Origin of the sequence: Rufibacter aurantiacus (assembly GCF_017916345.1) — a bacterium.
In the GTDB taxonomy this organism is placed as follows: domain Bacteria; phylum Bacteroidota; class Bacteroidia; order Cytophagales; family Hymenobacteraceae; genus Nibribacter; species Nibribacter roseolus.
In genome coordinates, this window is the sequence record NZ_JAFMSV010000004.1 from 816,205 (window position 1) to 838,162 (window position 21,958).

At 50.0% G+C, this 21,958-nt stretch carries 15 protein-coding genes; 8 read left to right on the top strand and 7 right to left on the bottom strand.

The annotated features are described in order from the left end of the window. Nucleotides 1-757: 757 nt before the first annotated feature. The 4 genes from J3P34_RS18195 (at nt 758) to J3P34_RS18210 (ending at nt 7,942) form a co-directional block, all read left to right on the top strand. On the top strand, nt 758-3,937 hold the full coding sequence (locus tag J3P34_RS18195; protein ID WP_246849933.1) for a SusC/RagA family TonB-linked outer membrane protein: 3,180 nt from the start codon (nt 758-760) through the stop codon (nt 3,935-3,937). Between the two features lie 11 nt (nt 3,938-3,948). Then, the gene (locus J3P34_RS18200; RefSeq protein WP_210490029.1) at nt 3,949-5,460 is read left to right on the top strand and encodes a RagB/SusD family nutrient uptake outer membrane protein; all 1,512 of its coding nucleotides are present in this window, start codon (nt 3,949-3,951) and stop codon (nt 5,458-5,460) included. 21 nt (nt 5,461-5,481) lie between these two features. Next, a complete protein-coding gene (locus J3P34_RS18205; protein WP_210490030.1) occupies nt 5,482-6,927 on the top strand; it encodes a PKD domain-containing protein in 1,446 nt (481 codons plus the stop codon). Nucleotides 6,928-7,090: 163 nt separating this feature from the next. After that, nucleotides 7,091-7,942, top strand: coding sequence for a glycoside hydrolase family 16 protein (locus J3P34_RS18210; RefSeq protein ID WP_246853773.1), 852 nt, complete (start codon nt 7,091-7,093; stop codon nt 7,940-7,942). A gap of 321 nt (nt 7,943-8,263) precedes the next feature. Here the strand turns inward: J3P34_RS18210 and J3P34_RS18215 are convergent, their stop codons facing one another. The 3 genes from J3P34_RS18215 to J3P34_RS18225 all read right to left on the bottom strand — a co-directional run bounded on the left by J3P34_RS18215 (nt 8,264) and on the right by J3P34_RS18225 (nt 11,329). Then, nucleotides 8,264-9,592 carry a glycoside hydrolase family 2 TIM barrel-domain containing protein gene (locus tag J3P34_RS18215; protein WP_345890379.1) on the bottom strand — a complete coding sequence of 443 codons (1,329 nt, stop codon included), beginning with the start codon at nt 9,590-9,592 and terminating at the stop codon, nt 8,264-8,266. Between the two features lie 289 nt (nt 9,593-9,881). Further along, nucleotides 9,882-10,337 (bottom strand): hypothetical protein, encoded by a 456-nt coding sequence (locus J3P34_RS18220; protein ID WP_210490031.1) that lies wholly within the window; start codon nt 10,335-10,337, stop codon nt 9,882-9,884. An 86-nt stretch (nt 10,338-10,423) separates the two neighbouring features. Beyond that, the gene (locus J3P34_RS18225) at nt 10,424-11,329 is read right to left on the bottom strand and encodes an EamA family transporter (RefSeq protein WP_345890380.1); all 906 of its coding nucleotides are present in this window, start codon (nt 11,327-11,329) and stop codon (nt 10,424-10,426) included. Nucleotides 11,330-11,574: 245 nt separating this feature from the next. On the opposite strand from J3P34_RS18225, the gene J3P34_RS18230 reads away from it, so the two are divergent. Continuing rightward, nucleotides 11,575-14,046: a bifunctional UDP-N-acetylmuramoyl-tripeptide:D-alanyl-D-alanine ligase/alanine racemase gene (locus J3P34_RS18230; RefSeq protein WP_210490032.1), complete on the top strand. Its 2,472-nt coding sequence runs from the start codon at nt 11,575-11,577 to the stop codon at nt 14,044-14,046. A gap of 31 nt (nt 14,047-14,077) precedes the next feature. Here the strand turns inward: J3P34_RS18230 and J3P34_RS18235 are convergent, their stop codons facing one another. The 4 genes from J3P34_RS18235 to J3P34_RS18250 form a co-directional block, all read right to left on the bottom strand. Beyond that, complete coding sequence (locus J3P34_RS18235; RefSeq protein ID WP_210490033.1) at nt 14,078-15,706, bottom strand: sulfatase-like hydrolase/transferase; 1,629 nt, start codon at nt 15,704-15,706, stop codon at nt 14,078-14,080. Then, complete coding sequence (locus tag J3P34_RS18240; RefSeq protein ID WP_210490034.1) at nt 15,703-17,082, bottom strand: hypothetical protein; 1,380 nt, start codon at nt 17,080-17,082, stop codon at nt 15,703-15,705. The genes J3P34_RS18235 and J3P34_RS18240 overlap by 4 nt, the downstream gene beginning before the upstream one ends. Nucleotides 17,083-17,085: 3 nt before the next feature. Then, nucleotides 17,086-17,235: a hypothetical protein gene (locus J3P34_RS18245; RefSeq protein ID WP_210490035.1), complete on the bottom strand. Its 150-nt coding sequence runs from the start codon at nt 17,233-17,235 to the stop codon at nt 17,086-17,088. Nucleotides 17,236-17,719: 484 nt separating this feature from the next. Beyond that, nucleotides 17,720-18,469: a Bax inhibitor-1/YccA family protein gene (locus tag J3P34_RS18250; protein ID WP_210490036.1), complete on the bottom strand. Its 750-nt coding sequence runs from the start codon at nt 18,467-18,469 to the stop codon at nt 17,720-17,722. A gap of 165 nt (nt 18,470-18,634) precedes the next feature. On the opposite strand from J3P34_RS18250, the gene J3P34_RS18255 reads away from it, so the two are divergent. The 3 genes from J3P34_RS18255 to J3P34_RS18265 all read left to right on the top strand — a co-directional run bounded on the left by J3P34_RS18255 (nt 18,635) and on the right by J3P34_RS18265 (nt 21,957). Further along, complete coding sequence (locus J3P34_RS18255; RefSeq protein ID WP_223808749.1) at nt 18,635-18,868, top strand: FeoA family protein; 234 nt, start codon at nt 18,635-18,637, stop codon at nt 18,866-18,868. 3 nt (nt 18,869-18,871) lie between these two features. Then, nucleotides 18,872-21,031 carry a ferrous iron transport protein B gene (feoB, locus tag J3P34_RS18260; protein WP_210490037.1) on the top strand — a complete coding sequence of 720 codons (2,160 nt, stop codon included), beginning with the start codon at nt 18,872-18,874 and terminating at the stop codon, nt 21,029-21,031. Nucleotides 21,032-21,483: 452 nt separating this feature from the next. Continuing rightward, complete coding sequence (locus J3P34_RS18265; protein ID WP_210462964.1) at nt 21,484-21,957, top strand: ribosome maturation factor RimP; 474 nt, start codon at nt 21,484-21,486, stop codon at nt 21,955-21,957. Nucleotide 21,958 lies beyond the last annotated feature (1 nt).

Sequence of the window (21,958 nt, forward strand, 5' to 3'; positions counted from 1 at the left end):
AAAATAATGCTTTTGATTTCACTTTTAGCAAAAACGTTACTTAAAGGGCTGTGAAGCTCTTTTTGTCTGCTTGATGTACCCTTGATGTATTCTTGATGTACTCTATAAAACAGCCTGATGTAGTTGTGACGTACTGCTAATTAGGCTAAACATTTGCCAATTTTATATATTTGGGTTCTAAAACAGGATTTTTTTTAACAAAACCGAATTTAGAGAACCAAATACTTTTTTCTCTTCTCTTGTGCAGGAGTAGCATTTATTTAGCTCAATGCAATGCGCTGTGATGCCTACAATTATTGTGATAAGCTCAGGCAAGTGAAAGTGGAGCAGAAAAATGCTTCTTCAAGAGGAGAGAATGGGATGGTAAAAATGCATTTCTCAAAATAAACCTTATTTGAATAGATCATCAATTAAGAGAAGTACATAAAATACGTCCTAAATATATAGTTTTCATAATTTTCAGCTTGTGATTACAATGCAAAGAGTAGTATCTTTGAAATTGTATTAAACCGTAATTGCATCTTTTTTCAATTAAAATACAGTTAATGATGAGTTTACATTCTATAAACCCTTAAACAGATGCCTATTGGAAGTTGAAATGATCTGAAAAAATGCTGTTAGTATATCTAAGTTCGAAGCCTTATCTACTAACCTTTCTATGAAACAGGAATCTTGAACTTCAGGTTGAGAAAATCTACAAGCTAGAACTCGTGTCCTAAAAATTGATAATGCAGATACAAAACCTTAAATAAAATACATGAAAAAAATACTACTACTAGCTTTTAGCTGCAGTATGGTAGTCGGATACCATAGTGCAGAAGTACACGCTGGAGCATTGAAAGATTCTCCGTTATTACCAAAGGCAAGTGCCAAGTCTGCTAAAAAAGCAAAGGCGAATGCCGTAGATGTAAATGTAACAGGCAAGGTTACCTCAGAAACTGGAGAGCCACTGATTGGCGTATCTGTAGTGCTGAAAGGTACAGCCACGGGAACTTCCACAGATATTTCCGGAAACTATTCTATTGCTGTGCCAGATAACGGAGGAACGTTGGTTTTTTCCTACATCGGTTTTGTTTCCAAGGAAGTACCGGTTGGTAGCAACAATGTAATGAACGTCACCCTTGTTTCAGACGCCAGAGCTCTGGAAGAAGTAGTGGTGGTTGGGTATGGTACTCAAAAGAAAAGCGTTGTTACCGGAGCAATCTCAAGTGTAAAAGCTGCTGATTTGGAGGGTTTACCTGTTACAAGGGTAGAGCAGGCTTTGCAAGGCAGAACGTCTGGTTTAACAATCACGTCCAACTCTGGCCAGCCAGGGGAAGGGGCAACCGTGCGGGTAAGAGGAACCACTACCATTGGTAACAGCAATCCGCTTTACATTGTGGATGGTGTTCAGGTTGGTGGCGGTATTGAATACCTTAACCAAGCTGATATTGAATCAATCGAGGTTTTAAAGGATGCGGCTTCGGCGGCTATCTACGGTGCCCGGGCAGCCAATGGGGTAATCATTGTTACCACCAAGAAAGGGAAATCCGGCAAGATGTCAATTAACTATAATGGCTATGTGGGTACCCAGGCTCCCTGGCGTAAGCTGGATCTGCTAAATGCCCGTGAATATGCCGTTATTGCCAATGAAGGCAGTGTAGCCAGCGGCGGCGGCATCATTTTCCAGAATCCTGAATCTTTAGGAGAAGGTACTAACTGGCAAGAGGAAGTTTTCAGTGACAATGCCAGTATTCAGCAGCATGACATCAGCATGTCAGGGGGAAGCGAAAAGTCTACCTTCTACACATCTTTTGGTTATTTCAAACAAGAAGGGATTGTAGCACCCTCTAACTCACAATTTGAGCGGTTTACAGCACGGGTTAATGCTTCGCATAAACTAACCGACGCCTTGACTTTTGGTACCAATATTGGATATACCCGCATTGGTTCAGTGGGTGTTGCTACTAACACTGAGTATGGCTCTCCTCTAAACCGGGCCATCAACTTAGACCCGATCACACCGCTGGTAGAAACGGATCCATCTATCATCAACTGTGCCACTTGCCCTTACACGCAACAGCCCGTGGTGAGAGATGCTCAAGGAAGACCTTACGGAATTTCTAACTACGTCTTCTCTGAGATTGTAAACCCTATTGCTGCCTTGGCTGTGGCCCAAGCCAGAGGATGGTCTGATAAAATCGTGGCAAATGCCTTTGGTGAATTGGAACTGTTCAAAGGGTTCAAACTAAGATCAAGCATTGGTACTGACTTAGCTTTCTGGGGAGATAGAAGCTTTTCACCGGTTTTCTACCTGAATGCTACCAACAGCAACGTACTCAATGATTATACCCGCAACAACAACCGTGGCTTGTTCTGGTTATGGGAAAATACGGCCTCATATAACCGTGTCTTCGACAAACATGACCTTACCCTATTAGCCGGAACAACCGCCCAGCGGAACTATGGCGAAACCCAGGGAGGTACCAGATCTGGCTTACCAATTGATAATCTGGATGATGCCTCATTGGCATTCCCGGTTCCTCAGGCAAACCAACAATACTACGGGGGAGAATATCAGGAAACGTTGGCTTCTCTCTTTGGTCGCGTTATCTATAATTTCGATGAGAAATACCTGTTCACCGGTATCCTGCGCCGGGACGGATCTTCACGGTTTGGCCCTAACAACAAGTACGGTTACTTCCCATCTGTTTCAGTAGGCTGGGTAGCTTCACGTGAAGACTTCTTCCCTGACAACAATGTTGTTAATTTCCTGAAATTCAGAGGTTCTTACGGAGTAAACGGGAATAACCAAATTGGTGATTTCAGGTATTTGTCAACAGTAGGAGGTGGCAGAAACTACACGCTGGGCACTAGCACCAATGCTACTTTGGTAAATGGGGTAAGCCCGAATGCTATTTCAAACCCAGATTTACGGTGGGAGGAAACATCTCAGTCTGATATAGGGTTTGACGCGGTGTTATTCAACAATATCAACTTAACCGTTGATCTATACAAGAAGAAGACTACCGGTATGCTCTTAGACATTGCTGTTCCTTGGTATGTTGGGAATAACGGCCCTGTAGGTAACATCGCTGATATGGAGAACAGAGGTTTTGAAGTGGAATTAGGCTATGGCAAAACCATCAATGACTTCAGCTTCAATGTGAGCGGTAATGCTTCTTACTTAGAAAATGAAGTAACCAGCCTGGGCTCAGAAAAGAAATTCCTGAATGGTCAGACCTTTGGCCCTGCGGGGGAACAAATCACCCGCACCGAAGTTGGTCGTCCGGTAGGCTTTATCTATGGGTTCAAGACTGACGGTTTATTCCAGACTCAGGAAGAAGTGAACTCCTACGTGAACAGCACCGGAGCCTTGTTACAGCCAAATGCTAAGCCCGGTGATTTACGCAAAGTAGATGTGGACGGAAACGGCATCATTGATAATGACGACCGGACCATGATCGGGAACCCAACTCCAGACTGGACCTTCGGTTTCACCGCATCGGCTAAATACAAAGGCTTCGACATCCTGGTGTTCGGGCAAGGTGTTTCAGGGAACGATGTATTCAAAACCCTAAGACGCCCAGACCTGAACGGGGCCAACTGGACCACTGAGGCATTAGGTCGCTGGACAGGAGAAGGAACCTCCAACAGTTTCCCCCGGATAGTACAAGGAGACCCAAGCCAGAACTTTAATCGTAGCTCTGATTTCTATGTGGAAGATGCCTCTTATTTCAGGGTGAAGACGTTGCAAATTGGCTATTCTCTGCCAGAGTCACTTATCAGCAGAGTGCACATGAACAAACTGCGCTTATTTGTTACCGGTAATAACTTGTTAACCTTTACAAAGTACACCGGCTTTGACCCAGAGATTGGTGGAGGAAGCTATGGGGTTGACCGTGGTATCTATCCGCAAGCCCGGTCTCTGATGTTTGGTTTAAATGTGGGTTTTTAATTTTATAAAACATGAAACTTAACAAATCAATATATACATCCTTATTCTTGGCAGGGCTGGTAGCCTTCAGCTCCTGTGACAAAGAATTCCTGGAGTTAACTCCAAGGGGAACAGAGTTAGAAGGTAATTTCTACCAGAACGAAACTCAGGTGATGCAGGGCTTGGTAGCCGTGTATGATGTAATGCAGTGGGGTAACAGCGGTGGCTATACCATGAAGCAACCCTTGCTTACCGTTGCCTCTGACGAAGCCCACGCGGGGGGAGGCAGTGCCACAGACCAGGTTAGCTGGGTGGCCTGGGATAATTTCACAGTAGATCCTTTCATCAGCCCCTCTACTGGCTTATGGCAAAAGAACTTTACCGGGGTTTATCGGGCTAACCTGATATTAACTAAAATTGAAGAAGCACCTGGGTTAAGTCAAGCTTTTAAAACCAGAGCTATTGCTGAGGCAAAAACTCTGCGCGCTTATTTCTATTTTGATCTGGTTCGCTTTTTTGGACGGGTTCCGTTGATCACGGGCGCCATTCCTACCAGTGATTTATATTCACAGAAACAAGCTACACCGGCAGAAATCTATGCTCAGATAGAGAAAGACCTGAAGGAAGCCCGTGTTGATTTGCCAAGTTCTGTTCCTGCAACTGAAAAAGGTAGGTTAACGAAATATGCCGCTACTGCCCTCTTAGGCAAAGCCATCATGCACCAGAATGATAATGGCCGTATGGCTGAAGCTGCCGCCCTTTTCAAAGAAGTGAACACGGCAAGCAATTATCAGCTGTTGCAGAACTATGGTGATATCTTCAAACCAGACAATCAATTTAATGCGGAGTCCATCTTAGAGATTCCTCATTCTACTAAAGGTGTTTGGGGTGACTGGGGTTGGGTGAACGGAGGAGAAGGCAACGTAGCCCCTCAGTTTGTTGGCCCAGAAAATTACAATGGACCTTTATATTCTGGAGGCTGGGGTTTTGCTCCTATCTCGTTGGATTTGGTTGCGGCCATGACAAATGCGGACATGACAAGAGATCCGCGTTTTGAACACACTATCATTGATGGTAAAGCTTTGAAAGCACAGGGAGCCTCTTACAATCCACGGTATCAGAATACTGATTATTTCATTAAGAAATATGCCCCGTATGCAAGTGCTAAGTCTCCTGTAGGTACGCCGGAATTAAACTGGCCAATCAATGAGATTGAAATCCGTTTGGCAGATACTTATTTGCTGGAGGCAGAAGCATTGGTTCGCAGTGGCGGAGATGCAACCAGAGCCAAAATGCTTTTAGATGCCGTGCGTGCCCGTGTTGGTTTACCGTCTGTACCGGCTACGTTGGATAACATCTACCGTGAACGTCAACTGGAATTAGCCACTGAAGGACACCGCTTCTTTGATTTGGTACGCACCGGTAGAGCAGCCGCTGTTTTGGGGCCACTTGGGTTCAAAGCCAACAGAAACGAGTTTTTGCCTATTCCACAGCAGGAGATTGATATTACTAACAGTACTATCACGCAAAACCCAGGCTATTAATTGTATTTAAATATACTAACCATGAAATCAATATTTAAAACATACAAGGTTTGTTTATACCTGGCATTAACACTGTTAGGAGGCTCTTTTACAGCCTGTACCCCTGAGGATTTTGAAGGAGAGTTGGCGGCTGCGCCTACCTCTGAGCAGGTAATGTTTTCTGCGACACCTACAGCCACCAATCCCAACATCATAACTTTCAAAAACGAGACCCCCGGGACTCTGAAAGCTATATGGGATTTTGGAAATGGGGCTACAGGAGTAGGTAACGATGCATCTGGTTCTTATCCGGTAGCAGGTACTTATAATGTGAAGCTTACCGTGTTCACAAGTGGTGGTTTTGCAACCAGAACCCAGGCGGTAACCATTGCCAAGACGAATGTCTCTATGTTGAACCGGGAAGATTACAACATGTTAACCGGCGGTGCGGCAAATGCTACTGGCAAAACCTGGGTGATTGATAAAACGCTGGCTGGGCACATGGGAGTGGGGCCAATTGGGGCAGGTACGCCAGAATGGTGGCAGGCCGGAGCCAATGAGAAAGCATCTGAAGGACTTTACGACGACGAAATGACGTTTAACCTGAATGGATTCGCTTACACCTACAAAAACAATGGCTCTACTTTCGTGAACGGCTCAAACGGCAGTGGTCTGGGTGGTGCAAACCAAAGTTCTGACTACACTACGCCTTACACGCCGCCTACTAACATGACCTGGAGTATTGTAGAAGAAGGTGGTAAAAAGTACCTGACCTTCTCAGGTGGAGGCTTCCTGGGCTATTATACCGGTGCTACCCGCTATGAGATTCTGAAGTTAACCGAAAACGAACTCTATGTAAAAGGCAACGATGCGTCAAACGCAGCCAATGCCTGGTGGCTGCGCCTGGTGCCAAAAGGATACACCCGGCCAGTGCAGGAAAAGCCATACAAAATCGAAGACATCAAGGATAACTTTGATGAACCAGGGAATGTAGTTTGGAAAACCGAAGCGCTGACCCTGAACGAGAGCTACGACAATCCGGCACCATCTGCAGCATCAGGAAATGCTTCGCCAAAGGTGGCATTGTACGTGAAACAAGATGGCCAGCCCTTTGAGTTTGCCAACATGTTCGCTGACTTTACCTACAAGTTTGATTTAACAACACGCCACGTATTCAAGCTGAAAGTATTTATCCCAAGCTATAATGACTTCACCAAAGCTGCTGGTGAGTCTTGGGCAGATCCGCATTTATTGAAGCAAGTTTCAGTAAAACTCCAGGATGGTACCGCCGCACAGCCTTGGGTAAATCAAGTTGAGATCAAACAACAGGTAACGCAACTGGATAAATGGATAGAGTTAACGTTTGATTTTGGTGCAGCCAATATCATCAGCCGCAAAGACCTGGACCGCATTGTGATTCAGGTGGGTGGAGAAGGTAACTTTATCCCGGGAGTGTTCTTCCTGGATGATTTCAGATTAGAGAAGTAGAATCTTTTTAAAATGCCAGGTTCAGTTTCTGCACCTGGCATTTTTTTGTCTTTTTATTTTTGGATGGGTAACATCCTGCGTTTTCTGGTGGTTGTATATGGAAACTACAATCCCCCAAATCGAAGTCATCATGTTGATACTTAAAACAAAAAAAATATTTCAAATGCCTCTTAGTTCTATTGGCTATTTCTGTTTTGCCTGGGCTATGGCAGCCTGTGGCGGCGAGAAGGATATCCCCAGACCAGTCATCACGCAGCCTACCGGGCCAGTAGACAAGAATTGGAGTTTTGAAACCACTCCGGTCTGGGCCGATGAGTTTGATTATTCTGGCAAGCCAAACAGTGCTAAATGGGGCTACGATATTGGCGGTAACGGTTGGGGTAACAATGAACTGCAGTATTACTCTGATAACATCAGCAATGCCAGTGTAGCCGATGGCAAACTGACCATAACTGCCCGAAAGGAAAGTGTAGGAGGGAAAGAGTACTCCTCGGCTCGTTTGGTAACCAAAGACAAAGGCGACTGGACTTACGGCCGCTTCGAAATCAAAGCGAAGTTACCCACCGGCAAGGGAACCTGGCCGGCTATCTGGATGCTGCCAACGGACTGGTCTTACGGGAACTGGCCGAAATCCGGGGAAATTGATATCATGGAGCACGTAGGGTATGACCAGGACCGCGTACACGTAACCGTTCATACAGAAGCTTATAACCACGGTATTGGAACCCAGAAAGGCGCCAGTAAGGTAGTGCCAAATGCAAGTACAGAATATCACTTATACAGAATTGACTGGACACCGTTTGCCATACGGGGCTATATTGATAACCAAATGATGTATGAATTTATCAATGAAGGCAAAGGATACGCCGCCTGGCCATTTGATAAACGCTTTCATTTGCTACTGAATATTGCCGTAGGTGGTAACTGGGGAGGTACCCAGGGGGTGGATGCATCGGTTTACCCACAGGCGATGGAGGTAGATTATGTCCGGGTTTATAAAATGGTGGAAAAATAGACCTGCGTACAGGAAGCTTTTGTTAGATAGCACAAAAGTTGGCCTGTATTCCTTCATAAACCAATAAATAAGGGGACGTTCCTTCTGTTAAAAGAAAGGAACGTCCCCTTATTTATTGCTGAGTATTCCTTTTCAAACGGCACTGTTTTATGCTCCATTTTTAAAAAACAGAGCTAAAGCGTAGCACATCTAGGAAACCTTGGATTCAGCCTAAAACAAAACGCCCGCAGGTGGATCCTGCGGGCGTTTTGTTTTAGGCTGTTTTCATGAAAGTGCCCTTAAAACAGCGGGTTAAATAGGTGCGTCTGGGAGTCCGACTGGCTACTTCTTCACAAAGAAAGGGATATTAGCCGTGGCTACGTTGTTCTTGCCGTCATAAGCGTACACGAATAGGCGGTAGGCACCTTCTTTTTCTGGGGCTTTCACTTGAGCCTGTCCTTTGCCTTGGTCTTGCACAATGCCGGGGATTGCACCCGGGCGGCTTTCAGCGTCGCCGCCTTCTTTGAGGTCTGTGCTTTCAGAGAGGAGTTCCCAGCGGTAGGTGAGCGCATCACGGTCTGGATCCGTTACTTCGGTCTGGATAAGGTAGCTTTGGTTAGGCTTTAGGTAGACATTATCAGTGGCTTTTTTGCCGTCAAGGTGTAGGTAGGTTAGGTGCGGAGCACGATTTTGGGGCCATTTCCCTGACCAGAGATGGTGCATCACATCCACAACTTCAGATTCTTCTCCCTGTTCCGTGAAAAGACCATACCAGGTGGGGGTCCTTTCCTGTTTCTGTCCCCACAGGAAAACATAGGAGCCAAGGCAGCGCTCAGTGTCTTTCCCCATGGTGGCCTCATAGCGGCTGCGGTAAACGGCGGCTTTCTCAGAACTGGTTTCTTCCACTGAGGCTTTCCAGGGAGTCTGCGGGCCTTCCCAGTGGCCGGTGGGTCCCCATTCGGTGATCATGTAAGCGCCTTCCCAGCCATACTCCCGGACCCGGCCCGGAATAGAAGGTAAATCACCGTAGGCATTGATGGATAAAAGGTCTAGTTCAGGAGCCTGCGCCTTGATGTAGTCTACTTCCTTCTTGTTGAGGCCCGCCAGCATGGTACTGGCCGGATGGTTAGGGTCTACCTCATGGATCATCTTGGCAATGTCATTCACCGCATCCCACACCTTAGGGTTGGAATAGCTTAAGTTCAACTCATTCCCGATACCCCATACCAGCAAGGCCGGGTGGTCTTTGTACTTCATGACCTCTTCACGGAGTTTGGCCAGTTGTTTGGCTACGGCCTCCGCGTTGTTGTAGTCAAACCCGTGCCGCTCGCGCGCCACATCCAACCCCATGGTCACAGTTAAGCCATGCTTGTGGGCCTCATCCAGAATTTGCTGGGCATTATGGGTGCTCCAGGTCCGGATGGAGTTGCCACCGTAGGCGGCTAGTTGGTCCAGGTAACGGCCGCCGCCCGCTCCTTTGATAAAGTAGGGCTTCCCTCCGCGGTATAGTTGATACCGACCGTTCTCTTTCTTTACTTCTACTTTTACAGCCTTCTGCGAAGCCGCAGGAGTTTGGACTGTAGCGGGAGGTGGGACGACATTCTGGGCACATGAGAGGGGGAAAGCTGCAACAGAAAGGAAAAGCAGGCTTTTGAAAAGAGGTAGCTTCACGAGAAAAGTATAGTTTTAGCGGCTGGATATAGCTTGTATGCCTCTAAAATACTTGAAATTTACTTCAATACCCGTAAAAGCCTCCCATAAACTTTTACTAAGGAGACAAGCCACGCTAATGCTTTGTTACCCTTATGATTTGCCCCTGTGAAGCAGAAAGCCGGTTTGCTGCTTTAGCGCGGTTTTAGGAAAAATGCTCTGTAAAAGGAAGGCCTTTTCTCTTGCAAAGTAAACCACTATTCTATCAGAAACTTAAATTCCTGGTGCCTCCCCACACAGGTGACTTTACTTATAATGCTGTCACCGATAGTTTGGCGGTTTTCTCAGCCGGGTTGGGGTATGCCGTGTTGGGGAAAGGCAGAACTTCGGTTAAAGTCAGGCGGTAAGTTTTGCTGCCCAGAGTGGCGTTGAGTGTATCCGCAGTGCGGAAGCCGCGGTTATCTGGCGCCGTGAGCGGGTCTCCCAGGTATAGAACTTTGGTGATACTGTTGCCTTGGGCATCCTGCAACTGCACATACGTGATAGCTGATCCCGCTCTTACGCAGTTGGCATTGATGGGGCAGCGGCTCTCGTCTACCTTCTGCAGGTTCAGGGTGAGGTCACCAGCGGCCACGGGCTTTTGCAGCTTCAGCGTAAGGTTAGCTCCCTGGGTGAAGACAGCTCCCTCGGTAGAGGTCAGGTTTTCTGTTTGGGCGCAGCCCGTGAGCAGAAGGCTTACCAATGCGAAATACCAAGTGCTTTTCATAAGTCTGTTCAATGGGAAAGGCTCCGTTGCCTTATCTATAAACAAGAGCCAAAAACAAGGCCAAAAGTTGCATGGCTTTCTTCTGGTCAGGCAGAGACCGGCACTTCTTTTTTCTTCCCGATGGGCAGGTTGTACAAAATCACCGAGGCGAAGATCACCAGGTAAGCCAATATCTTCTGCTGGCTCGTGACCTCCCCAAAATACAGGAACGCCATGGTGAAGTTGATGATCGGGTTGAGGTACATGAGCACGCCCACAGTGGCAGATTTCAGTTCTTTGAGCGCGTACAGGTTCAAAAACAAAGGCAGCACCGTGAAAAGCCAGCTTAGCAGCACAATCTGCCCCACAAAATGGCCCGTGATAGGCTGCGCCTCCTGCCCCACAAACCACGGATAACTAGGTCCGATGAACGTGAATGCCAACAGCAACTGCAGCGTAAGCAGCACGATCTTGTCGTAATCTTTGAGCAGGCGCTGGGTGATGAGGTAAAAAGCGTAAGAAAAAGCGATGAGCAGACTGAACAGCAGGTTGTAGATAGAGTCTGTGCCCACCAGAAGGCAGCTCATGAGGCTCAGCCCTACGGAAATCCACTGGTGAACCCGCAGGTGCTCATGCAGAATCAAAAAGCCCAGCGTGGCGGTGAGGATAGGGCAGAGCAGATAGGAGAAAGAGCCGGTCTGGATGTCTACGTGGTTTACCACGTAAATGAACGCCAGCCAATTGATGGTGAGCAGCGCCCCACCCAGCAACGTGTACAGAATGAATCTCCGCTTTTCTATTGGGTCATTCTTCTTAAAGCGCTTAAACGTCTGGCGCCACTGCTCACGGCGGGTAGTACCGGAAATAAGTAACAGCGTGAGCACCGAGACCAGGATGCGGAAATAAAGGATCTGGCTGCTGGGGAACCCGGATAAAGCTTTAAGCGGAAACGGGATAAATCCCCAGATAAGAAAGGCGCTGACGGCAGCTATATGGTAACGGTTTAATTTCACGGTAATTTTTTTCAGGAGCACAAAGGTAGACGTTGACCCGCGTACTGCCTAATAAGCAGCTATTTCTGCCCAAAAACACCCTTGTGTTTCGCCAAAAAGAACGTCTGAACCGGGTTGTTGCCGCTTTTGCGCCCTTTTTCAGAAATCGCCTCTAAAATGGATTTTCTGGGTGGCAGGAGCGTGGCGGAAGAGAGTGTTTGGCGGTATTCCTTCTGTTGTATATTTGGATAACAGATAACCGCATCATGTTTACTTTCAAAGAAATTGCTCAGGTGGTGGGCGGCATGCTGGTGCAGTGTAACGGCACCTATCCCGTACAGCACTTGCTCACCGATAGCCGGAAAATAGCCAATGCCGTATCCTCGGTGTTCTTCGCCATCAGGGGAGAATTCCACGATGGGCACCAGTACCTGCCCGAGCTGTATGCCGCTGGCGTACGACAGTTTGTGGTGGAGGATGCCTCGGGGCTCATGGACCTGTCTACTTTCCCGGAGGCCAACGTGCTGCTGGTGAGCAACAGCGTACACGCCTTGCAGCGGCTGGCGGCCTACCATCGGCGCAAATTCAATATACCGGTCATCGGAATTACAGGCAGCAACGGCAAAACCATTGTCAAGGAGTGGTTGGCGCAACTGTTGAGCGTCTCAGAGCGGGTGGTGAAAAGCCCCCGTAGTTACAATTCTCAGATCGGGGTGCCGCTCTCGGTGTGGCAGATCAACGAGAGCCATACCATAGGCGTGTTTGAGGCCGGTATTTCGCTGCCCGGCGAGATGGAACACCTGGCCAGCGTGCTGCAGCCTACCATCGGTGTGTTCACCAACCTGGGTCCGGCGCACGATGAAGGTTTTTCCTCCTCGGATCAGAAATTGCAGGAGAAACTCAAACTTTTCGCCCATGTAGAGAAGCTTGTCTTCTGTGCCGATCAGCCTGCCGTCTATGAAGCCATCCGGGAGGCCGGTCTGCCAACTTTTGCCTGGAGCACCCATGAGCATACCGCGGCGCAGGTGCAGTTGAAAGTGCTGGAGATGCACCACGGCAAAACCAAAGTCCGATTCCGCTATGATGGCAAAGGCCAGGACCTCACGCTGCCTTTCTCTGACGAAGCCTCGCTGGAAAATGCGCTTCACTGCCTGGCGGTGCTGCTGTACGTGGGCGTGAAGCCTGAGGAACTGGCGGGTCGATTTGAGCGCCTGCACCCCGTGGCCATGCGCCTGGAGCGCAAGGAGGCCATCAACGGCTGCTACGTCATTGACGATACTTATAACAACGATTTAGCCGGTCTGCGTATCGCGCTGGATGTGCTGGGCCAACAGGCCCGCCGCGGGCGTAAAACACTCATTGTCTCTGATCTGCTGGAGGCTGGGGTGGAGGAGCATGCGCTTTACCAGCAGGTGGCACAGGAAATCAAAACCCGCGGCGTGGACCGCGTCATTGGCATCGGGGACATTATTACCCGTCACCAGGACCTGTTCCCCGTCGGCAGCGAGTTCTACCTGGGCACGGATTCCTTTCTGGGCCAGCTCCGCTCCGAGACCTTCCGGCAGGAGACAATTCTGGTGAAAGGCGCACGCGTGTTCCAGTTTGAGAAGATTGTGGCCGCTCTGCAGCAGCAGATTCACGGCACCAAGCTGGAGGTGAACCTGGATGCGCTGGTGCACAACCTCAACTTCTACCGCGCCAAACTGCCGGCCCAGGTCAAGATCATGGTCATGGTAAAAGCCTTCGCCTACGGCGCGGGCGCCTACGAGATCGCCAATCTGCTACAGTTCCACCGCGTGGATTACCTGGCCGTGGCCTACGCCGATGAAGGCATCGCCCTGCGGGAGCATGGCATCACGCTGCCCATCATGGTCATGAACCCCAGCCCCGACAGTTTCTTGAAAATGCAGCAGTACAGCCTGGAACCCGAGATCTACTCCCCGGACCTGCTACACCGATTTCTGGACTATTTCCCCATAAACAGCCGCAAAACACCCCGCATCCACCTTAAGCTGGATACCGGTATGCACCGCCTGGGCTTTGACGCAGCAGAACTGGAGGAAGCCCTGGAGGTGCTGGACCAGATGCCGCACGTGCGCGTACAAAGCGTCTTCAGCCACCTGGCTGGCGCCGATGAAGCCTTGTACAATGATTTCTCCCACGAGCAGATCTCCCGGTTCCGGCAGATGGCCGCCACTGTAGAAAAGGGGCTAGGCTACGCTGTTACGAAACACATCCTCAACTCCGCCGGCATCGTGCGTTTTGGAGAGGAGGCTGCTTTTGATATGGTGCGCCTAGGCATCGGGTTGTACGGCGTGGAGTCCGCGGGGCAGGAGCAAAGCAGTCTGCAGACCGTAGGGCAGCTCAAGACCACCGTTTCACAGGTGAAATCTATCAAAGCTGGTGAAACCGTGGGCTACAGCCGGCGTGGCATCGCGGAAGCCGATAAACAGACCGCCACCATCGCCATCGGGTACGCCGACGGATATGACCGACGCTTCGGGAACGGCGTGGGCGAGGTGCTCATCAACGGGCAACGTGCATCTATTATCGGGAATGTGTGCATGGACATGTGCATGGTAGACATCACCGGCCTGGACGTGCGCGCCGGCGATGAAGTGTTGATTTTTGGTGCGGAATTGCCGCTCACAGAACTGTCTGCCCGCATCGGGACGATTCCCTATGAACTTTTGACTAACGTGAGCACGCGGGTGAAGAGGGTGTTTTTCAATGAATAGCCGTTGAGGGGCCGTTTTAAGCAAGTCGGGCTTAAAGCGGTTGCGCCTTCTTTTGCAAGAGGTGGGTGACTTCCTCAAACTTGCCGGGTTCGTTTGCCGGGGAGTAGAACTGCCGGTTGGGTAGTAGGGGAAGAGTAGTGCGGAAGTAGTGGTTAAGGAGAATCCGGAAGGTGTTTACCGGGGTCAAATCCAGGGGCAGGGCAGGGGCTCCCCCACCCGAAAGGTAGATGGCGTTAAAGATGGCGAATCTCTCCGGAAGGTTAGACTGGGCGGCCTCTTCCTGGTGAAAGTTGGTGCCGGGACCATGGTCGCCCTGCAGAATGATGACGGTGGGCCGCTTTGCGTTTTGTTTTATGCGCTCCACCAAAGCCATGATTCTCCTGTTGAGGTACCCGAGTTGAACGCGGTACTGCTGCCGGTATGCTTCTTTCCCGCCTGGGTAGAAAGGGATCAGGTCGCTGCCGTCGGCAATGGGGTTTTCCAGTTTTGGGGCGGATTTCTGGTATGCTCCCAGTTCATTGAATACAAACGGAGGGTGGCCCACAAAGATATCGGCGAACACAAAGGAAGGAGTCTCCTGGCCTACGTATTGGGGCACCTTCTCCAGGGCAAACTGGATTTCCTCATAATAGCGCCGGCCCTTGTCTGCTGGGGCTTCGCGGTAGTTGAAGAACCTGGTTTTGAGGCCCACATATTGTCTGTACAACTTGCCGTTTTCCTCTATGATCTGCAAGGGAGACATGGAGAACAGCATCTCCCGAAGCGGTGATTTCTGGGTATATGGAGAAAGGTAAGTGGCCAGTTTGGTGAGTTCTGCGTTTCCAAAACCCGTGGCAAAGCCAAACAGCTGGTACTTTTCCTGCCTAAGCAAATGCAACAGCCGGGCTTCCTCGGTGATTTCATGGAGATCCAGGTAGGTGAGTCTGGGGTGGTACCCGGGCAGGTTCTGGAGATAGTCAAAGTTGAGCGAGGAGGCCAATGATGCGGTGGTACGGGCGTAATTGGCAGTGCTTTGGGTAGCCAAAAAGAAGCCTTGTTCCTTTAGAAAGGCGTTAAATTCGCCTAAGTCTAGGCTGTAGTTCTCCTGCAAAACATCGGGTCTCCCGTAGCCATCTAAGATGAGGTAGACGATGTCTGGTCTCTGGCCTGGTTTAGTCTCCAGCCCTTGGATGGTGTTCTGCTTTTCTGGGCCAACAGAGGCTTTTGAAACCAATTGGCTTGCCTGGAAATAGAGAATTTGGCTCACGGGGAAAAAGATGAGAATGCCCGCGAATACATTGAGGGTTTTGGAAAGCCTAAACAGAGGACTTTTGCTTTTTCTGAGGCAAAGAAACAGAGTTAGCAATAGCAGGAGGTTGGCCAATAGTAAATACGAGTGACGTGCCCCTTCTTCGCCAAACCAGTGAACCACCTGCAGCCATTGGGCCTGATAGGAGAAGAAGAGAAGCCAGAAGGAACTCACTAGGATACCGGATTTCTGCCAGGTGCGCAGGAACAGTTTGGCCGCCAAAAGGAGGAGGCTGGAAGAAAGGCCCACCGCCAGCGTAGGCACCAAGAGTTCTGCAAAGGGGATATAGCTGCTGTTGTAAGCGTACAGGAACAGCACGGGAAATAAGCCGCCAAGGAAAGGATGCCAGACCAGGCCCTTAATGCCTTTCATCTTTTACGCATCAAGTATAAGGTGCGCTCCGTGCCCTGAAGGGGATGTTTCTCTTCAATCTGGAAAAAGCGGGAGAACTCTTCCTCAAAGGCTGCCTGGGTATAACCGGTAAAAATATCCTTCCGGCTGGCCAATAGCCTTTGCACTTGAGAGTCAGATTTCGGGACGAATTCAATAAGGAGATGATTGGCCAGCCCGGCGAAAAATGAGGCCAGGTAAGAGACCGGAAGGTTGTGGCTGATGGCCAGATGGTGGACCAGGGCCAGGGCCATGACCAAATCTGGTTTCGGGCGTGCGAAGATGCTCTCCCGCTCCTTGTTTAACCAGCCGATGGCCGGGCTGGGCTGGGTCAAATCAATCACCAGCGGGAGGACGGCCGTATTTTTCTCTTCTTTAATCCGGAGGTAGTGGATCTCGGTGGAACCGATATCAAAATCCATGGCGACTACCTGGGCACCCATTTTGGTCGCGATTTGGCTAAAACGGCCAGTATTCGCCCCCAAATCCCAAACGATTTCAGGGCCTGCCTTCAGAAGCAACTGTTCAACGGTCTGCTCTTTGTGGCGCATGGCCCCGTCCTGGTAATTCGTGTGCTGGTAATAATCGGCCCACAGGGTTTTGTCTGGGCTCCAGGAGAGGGATTTAACGGTGGCCGTAAGGCTATCCAAAAGCTGCAAAAGTGCGTTTCTGGACATGGCTTTTTGCTTGTTTTTAGATCCGCTTTCCTGACCCGTGTACTTCACCTGGGCTTTTGCATGGAGGTGGACATGCATCAACAAACCGAAGCTCATACAAGTGTGCCAGGGCAGCAGCTTGCTCCCCAGTTGCAGTGGGATGCCCTCCAGGTTAGAGAGCAGCAAACGGTGAAGCCGGATGTCTGTATGGGCCATGAGGGCCAAAGGCACCAGAAAATGTTCGCAGAATTGGCGGTAGGCAGGCCAGGGTTGCCCTTCTTCGTACAACGCAAAGGAGAGCGTGTCAATGAAAACGGGTTTGCCGTGGAGGAACTGCACATTGTAAGCACTGGCGTCTTTCAGGCTCATGCCGTGTGCCAGGGCCTTCTGTTGGAGTTGAAGGGTGAGCAAAGCGGCGTCTTTCAATTGACTGAAGCACCACTCGTAAGGGTAAGAGATAAACGGAATGCGTTGCGGTTGGATCACCAACCAGCCATCGGGCGTGAAGGCTGGAACATCGGTTGCAACGTGCGGGATGAGAAGTTGGGCATTGGTTAGCTCCTGGTACAGGTTGGAGGCCACCAAGTGCCTATAGGTAGAGGCATAAGAATGGTTTATCTGCCTGAACAGGCCTTCTGCCGTCTCAAAAACAAAACCGTCTGGGTCGCGGTAAGATCCAATGGTTACTTCTGCGTTGGCCACCTGCTAGGACTTAGGTTTTTTCCCGAAGACCCTCAGGAAGAAAGTCTTGATCTGTCTCCAGAACGTTTTGATGGCGTACAGACCACCTAACACACCCGCCATTAGGATCTGAAAGAGCATACTGCCGGAACCTGGATCAATGTATAAAAGCATAATTTGGAATGTTATAGCAGACCAGACAATAGAGCAAAGGCAAAGATACTAAATCTAACACCTCTTACGTCTGTTTGGGGCAGGTGGCCTTTATATAATTTAAGTTTGGGAAGAAGGCTGCTGGTCTGGTTGCGCGGTAATGGGGAGGGGAAAAGAGTTCTTGCTGGCTAAAGCTTTGTGGGCGGGTGTTTTTCAACGAATAGCGTTTAGGGGCTGTTTTAAGGAAATCGGGCTTAAAGCGGTTCTCTTTCAAATTGGTACAAAACAAAACCGCCACTGGGTTTCCGGTGGCGGTTTCTATTAAAGGGTTAGTCTTTCTTCTTGACACAATTGGGCACCTTTTTACCGTCCTTGTCTTTCATGCCGGCCTGTTCATAGCCTTTCCAGCATGGGTCTTCTTTCTTCTGGTCTTTCTTTGTCTTCGGCATAATTGTACAAAGTTGATATACAGGCATGTACGGCCGTGGAAGACGCGGGTTGTGTATTAGTTGCGGCTGTTCAACTTAGAAAGCAGGCGCAGGATCTCAATGTACAGCCAGATCAGGGTGACAGCCAATCCGAAGGCCGCGTACCATTCCATGTTCTTGGGGGCGCCATAGGTCACGCCTTGCTCAATGGTGTCAAAATCCAGGATCAGGTTCATGGCCGCGATGATCACCACCAGAACACTGAAGATAATACCAGCCGTGCCGGTGCTATGGATCAGGGCCATCTCCACCCCGAAGAACTGCAGCACAAAAGAGAGCATGTAGTAGCAGAAAATCCCGAAGGTGGCCGTAATGATAATAGACTTAAAACGCTCAGTGGCTCTGATGACGCCGGTGCTGTAAAGAAGCAGCATACCCCCGAACACGGTAAAGGTGAGTAGCATGGCCTGGTTCGCTATGCCGGGAAACTTCATTTCCAGAATACCGGAGACGCCACCCAGGAACAATCCCTGCAGCGCGCAGTAGATGGGGGCAATGTAAGCCGCCCAGTGTTTTTTGAAGACAAGCAGGAATGCCAGCCCTACGCCCACCAGCGGAATGGACACCAGGAACGGCAGGGGAACGCCCATTACGGAGAACAGGTCCCAGGAGAAAACCGCGAACACCAGTACAATACCCAGCAGCAGTGCCGATTTTGCAATGGTGCCGTTCAGGGTCATGGTCGGACCGTCAACGGCTTGCGGAACTGCCGCCTGCATAAACGCTTCTTCTTTTAAAGCAGGGTTGTTAGAAGAGAAAAGTGACATGTTTTTAGCTTGTTTTCACGAAAAGTAGACAAAAATCAGTAGAAATACAAGCTAAAATCGGGCCGATAAAGGCCTGAAGCGCAAAACATCCGCTTCTTTTTGGATTCAAAAGGAACACCTTGTACCTTGCGGCTGTTTATAACAAGTCTAAATAAGAGAAGCAAGGTGCAAAGAGAGCAAAAGAGTGTGCGGGATTTGAAGATTGGGGAGAAGGGGGTGATCTGTTGCTTAACCGACCCCGAAATGTCTTTGAAACTGCTGGAGATGGGCTGTATTCCCGGCGAGGAGGTAAAACTCAACAGCCGTGCCCCCCTTGGCGACCCCATTACCATCATTGTGAACGATTACACCCTTTCCTTGCGTTTAGACGAAGCTGCTACCATCAAGTTAAAGGCTTAGTCTATGTCTGAAGTTCTTGCGCCGGCCCCCGCCTCCGTTCCGCATACCACTGTTCCCACCGCCCGTAAGGTGGCCAAGATTGCCCTGATCGGTAATCCCAACTCCGGGAAATCTTCGTTGTTCAACCATTTAACCGGTCTGAACCAGAAGGTGGGCAACTTCCCGGGCGTTACCGTTGACAAGAAAACCGGTATCAGCCAGCTTACCCCAAACCTCAAGGCGCAGGTCATTGACTTGCCAGGTACCTATAGCCTCTACCCCAAGTCGCTGGATGAGAAGGTGATCATTGACCTGCTCCACGACAAAAAAGCCGCCTCTTACCCGGATGTGCTCATCATCACCGCCGATGCCTCTAACCTGAAGCGTAACCTGCTGCTTTTCACCCAGCTCGCTGATCTGCAGATTCCGGCGGTGTTGGCCCTGAACATGATGGACGTGGCCGAGAAGCACGGCGTGAAGATTGACGTGGCCGAGTTGCAGGCAGAACTAGGTGTGCCGGTGATTCCGGTGAACGCCCGTACCGGCAGCGGCCTGGCGGCCCTTAAGATCCTGCTCTCGCAAGAACTGGAGGCGCCTAAATCTACTTTCTTCCCTATCCCGGATGATTTGCTGGTGATGGTGCGCCAGATCCGCTACTACTTTGAGCTCAGCAACGATTACCTGGCCTGGCACTACGCCCACCAATACCACAAACTGTCTTTCCTCTCCGATGATGACAAAGAGTACATAGGCGAGTTGGTGAAGAAGTACGGCTTCCATTCCAACGCCTTGCAAGCTTCAGAAACGGTAGACCGATACACCCGCATCAACGGGCTACTGCTGGATGCCATGCGCGTGACCAAAGCCGAAAACAATGAGCAGTTCAGCAACAAACTGGACCAGGTGCTAACGCACAAGATCTTCGGCTACCTCATTTTCTTCGGGGTGCTGTTCATGATCTTCCAGGCCATCTTCGCGTGGGCCGCGTACCCCATGGATCTCATTGACTCTGGGGTGGCCACCCTTAATGCCTGGATCCATACCCAAGCCGATGGTCCTTTGGTAGATTTGCTCACCGATGGCATCTTGGCCGGATTGGGTGGCGTGCTCATCTTCATTCCCCAGATTGCCTTGCTGTTCGCCTTCATCGCGGTGTTGGAGGAAACTGGTTATATGGCCCGCGTGACTTTCCTGATGGACAAAATCATGCGCAAGTTCGGGCTGAACGGGAAAAGCGTGGTTCCGCTCATCTCGGGTGTGGCCTGCGCGGTGCCGGCGATCATGGCCACCCGCACCATTGACAACTGGAAAGACCGCATGATCACCATCTTTGTGACGCCGCTCATGAGCTGCTCGGCGCGTCTGCCCATTTACACGGTGATGATCGCACTGGTAGTGCCGGAGAAGTATTTCCTAGGCTTCATGAGTCTGCAGGGATTGGTCTTGATGGGCTTGTACCTGATCGGGTTTGTGGCGGCCATCCTTTCGGCGGCTTTATTGAAATGGGTGCTCAAAACGAAAGAGCGCAGCTACTTCATCATGGAGTTTCCTACCTACAAAATGCCGCGCTGGAAAAACGTGGGCCTCACCATTGTTGAGAAAGTAAAAGCGTTTGTGTTCCAGGCAGGAAAAGTGATTCTGGCCATCTCGGTGGTGCTTTGGGTCCTGTCTTCCTACGGTCCTGGCAATGCCATGGAGCAGGCTGAAAAACAGGCTTCCGTAGAACTCACCACCATGAATTTGGACGAAGCTGATGCCGAGGCGCATATTGCCGGCCAGAAGCTGGAGGCGTCATACGCCGGGCAGTTCGGGAAGTTCATGGAGCCGGCCATCCGTCCGCTGGGGTATGACTGGAAAGTTGGCATCGCGTTGCTCACTTCCTTTGCGGCGCGCGAGGTGTTTGTGGGCACCATCTCTACCATCTACAGCGTGGGCGACTCAGAGAACATTTCTACCGTGAAAGAAAAACTGATGGCCGAGAAAGACGAGTTTGGGCAGCCGTTCTTCACGCCGGCCCGTGCTTTCTCGCTGCTCATTTTCTACGTCTTCGCTATGCAGTGTATGAGCACCATTGCGGTGGTGTATCGGGAGACGAAAGGCTGGAAATGGCCTATCCTGCAGATGCTGTACATGACCGGTCTGGCGTATGCCTCGGCCTTCCTGGTGTTCCGATTGTTCTCCTAAGTTTCTTGCGCTTTGGGCCCTCTTTCTTGAGAACAGACCCAAAGCGGTATATACTTTGAAAAAGGCAATCTCTTCAGGGTTGCCTTTTTCATGCTTCCAAGTTTCCTGGGTCCTTCCCTCAGATATGATTCTGCACCAGGGGCAACAGAATTTATTTGCGTCTGCGCTTTGGGGCTGTTTCCCTGAAAAGGGCCATAAAACCATCTTTATCCATTTTGAACTATATAGGCAAGTTCTTGGTTAATTCCTAGGTGAGCAGCCTCGGTTTTCTGGTCAACAGAAGACTGAAAAAAAGCGGTTCTTCCCGGCGCTGGTTTTCTTTTACCTGATCTTAAAGCGTACATAATGCCCTGTTGCTTGTGTTTCAGTGGATTTGTTTGTACATTTGTGCGATTAAAGTGAATTGGAGGGGACGAGAGAGTCCCCCTTTTTATTTGTTATCCAGATTGCGAATGGCCCTAGAGGAAAAAACGATTGAGGAATTTGCGCAGGCAGCCTTGCCAGAGCCGGACCTGTTCATAGTGAGCGTGAAGGTCTCTGATACGCCCGTGCGGCCCAAGGTGACCATCCTCGCCGACGGTGACCAAGGCATCAGCATTGACCAGTGCGCGCAGATCAGCCGCCGGGTGTCTAAGCGCATTGAAGAGGCCATGGGTGAGGAATTCAGCTACGTGATAGAGGTGTCCTCTCCGGGCGTGGATTTTCCGCTTACCACAGAACGGCACTATAGAAAAAATATTGGCCGCACCGTGAAGCTGACCTTTGCAGGTGGCGTAGAGAAAACCGGCGAGATCAGGGATGTGCTGGAAGACGGCATCCTGCTGGCCGAGGAAGTGAAACAGAAACATAAGAAAGCGTTGCTGGAGCCCGTGCACGTGGCCTTCAGTGATATTGTGAAAGCGCAGATTGTAATCTCTTTTAAATAAG

Bases quoted from the DNA above. Each gene is read 5' to 3' on its own strand.
- J3P34_RS18195 (WP_246849933.1), top strand. From the start codon at position 758: ATGAAAAAAATACTACTACTAGCTTTTAGCTGCAGTATGGTAGTCGGA.
- J3P34_RS18200 (WP_210490029.1), top strand. From the start codon at position 3,949: ATGAAACTTAACAAATCAATATATACATCCTTATTCTTGGCAGGGCTG.
- J3P34_RS18205 (WP_210490030.1), top strand. From the start codon at position 5,482: ATGAAATCAATATTTAAAACATACAAGGTTTGTTTATACCTGGCATTA.
- J3P34_RS18210 (WP_246853773.1), top strand. From the start codon at position 7,091: ATGCCTCTTAGTTCTATTGGCTATTTCTGTTTTGCCTGGGCTATGGCA.
- J3P34_RS18220 (WP_210490031.1), bottom strand. From the start codon at position 10,337: ATGAAAAGCACTTGGTATTTCGCATTGGTAAGCCTTCTGCTCACGGGC.
- J3P34_RS18230 (WP_210490032.1), top strand. From the start codon at position 11,575: ATGTTTACTTTCAAAGAAATTGCTCAGGTGGTGGGCGGCATGCTGGTG.
- J3P34_RS18235 (WP_210490033.1), bottom strand. From the start codon at position 15,706: ATGAAAGGCATTAAGGGCCTGGTCTGGCATCCTTTCCTTGGCGGCTTA.
- J3P34_RS18245 (WP_210490035.1), bottom strand. From the start codon at position 17,235: ATGCTTTTATACATTGATCCAGGTTCCGGCAGTATGCTCTTTCAGATC.
- J3P34_RS18250 (WP_210490036.1), bottom strand. From the start codon at position 18,469: ATGTCACTTTTCTCTTCTAACAACCCTGCTTTAAAAGAAGAAGCGTTT.
- feoB (WP_210490037.1), top strand. From the start codon at position 18,872: ATGTCTGAAGTTCTTGCGCCGGCCCCCGCCTCCGTTCCGCATACCACT.
- J3P34_RS18265 (WP_210462964.1), top strand. From the start codon at position 21,484: ATGGCCCTAGAGGAAAAAACGATTGAGGAATTTGCGCAGGCAGCCTTG.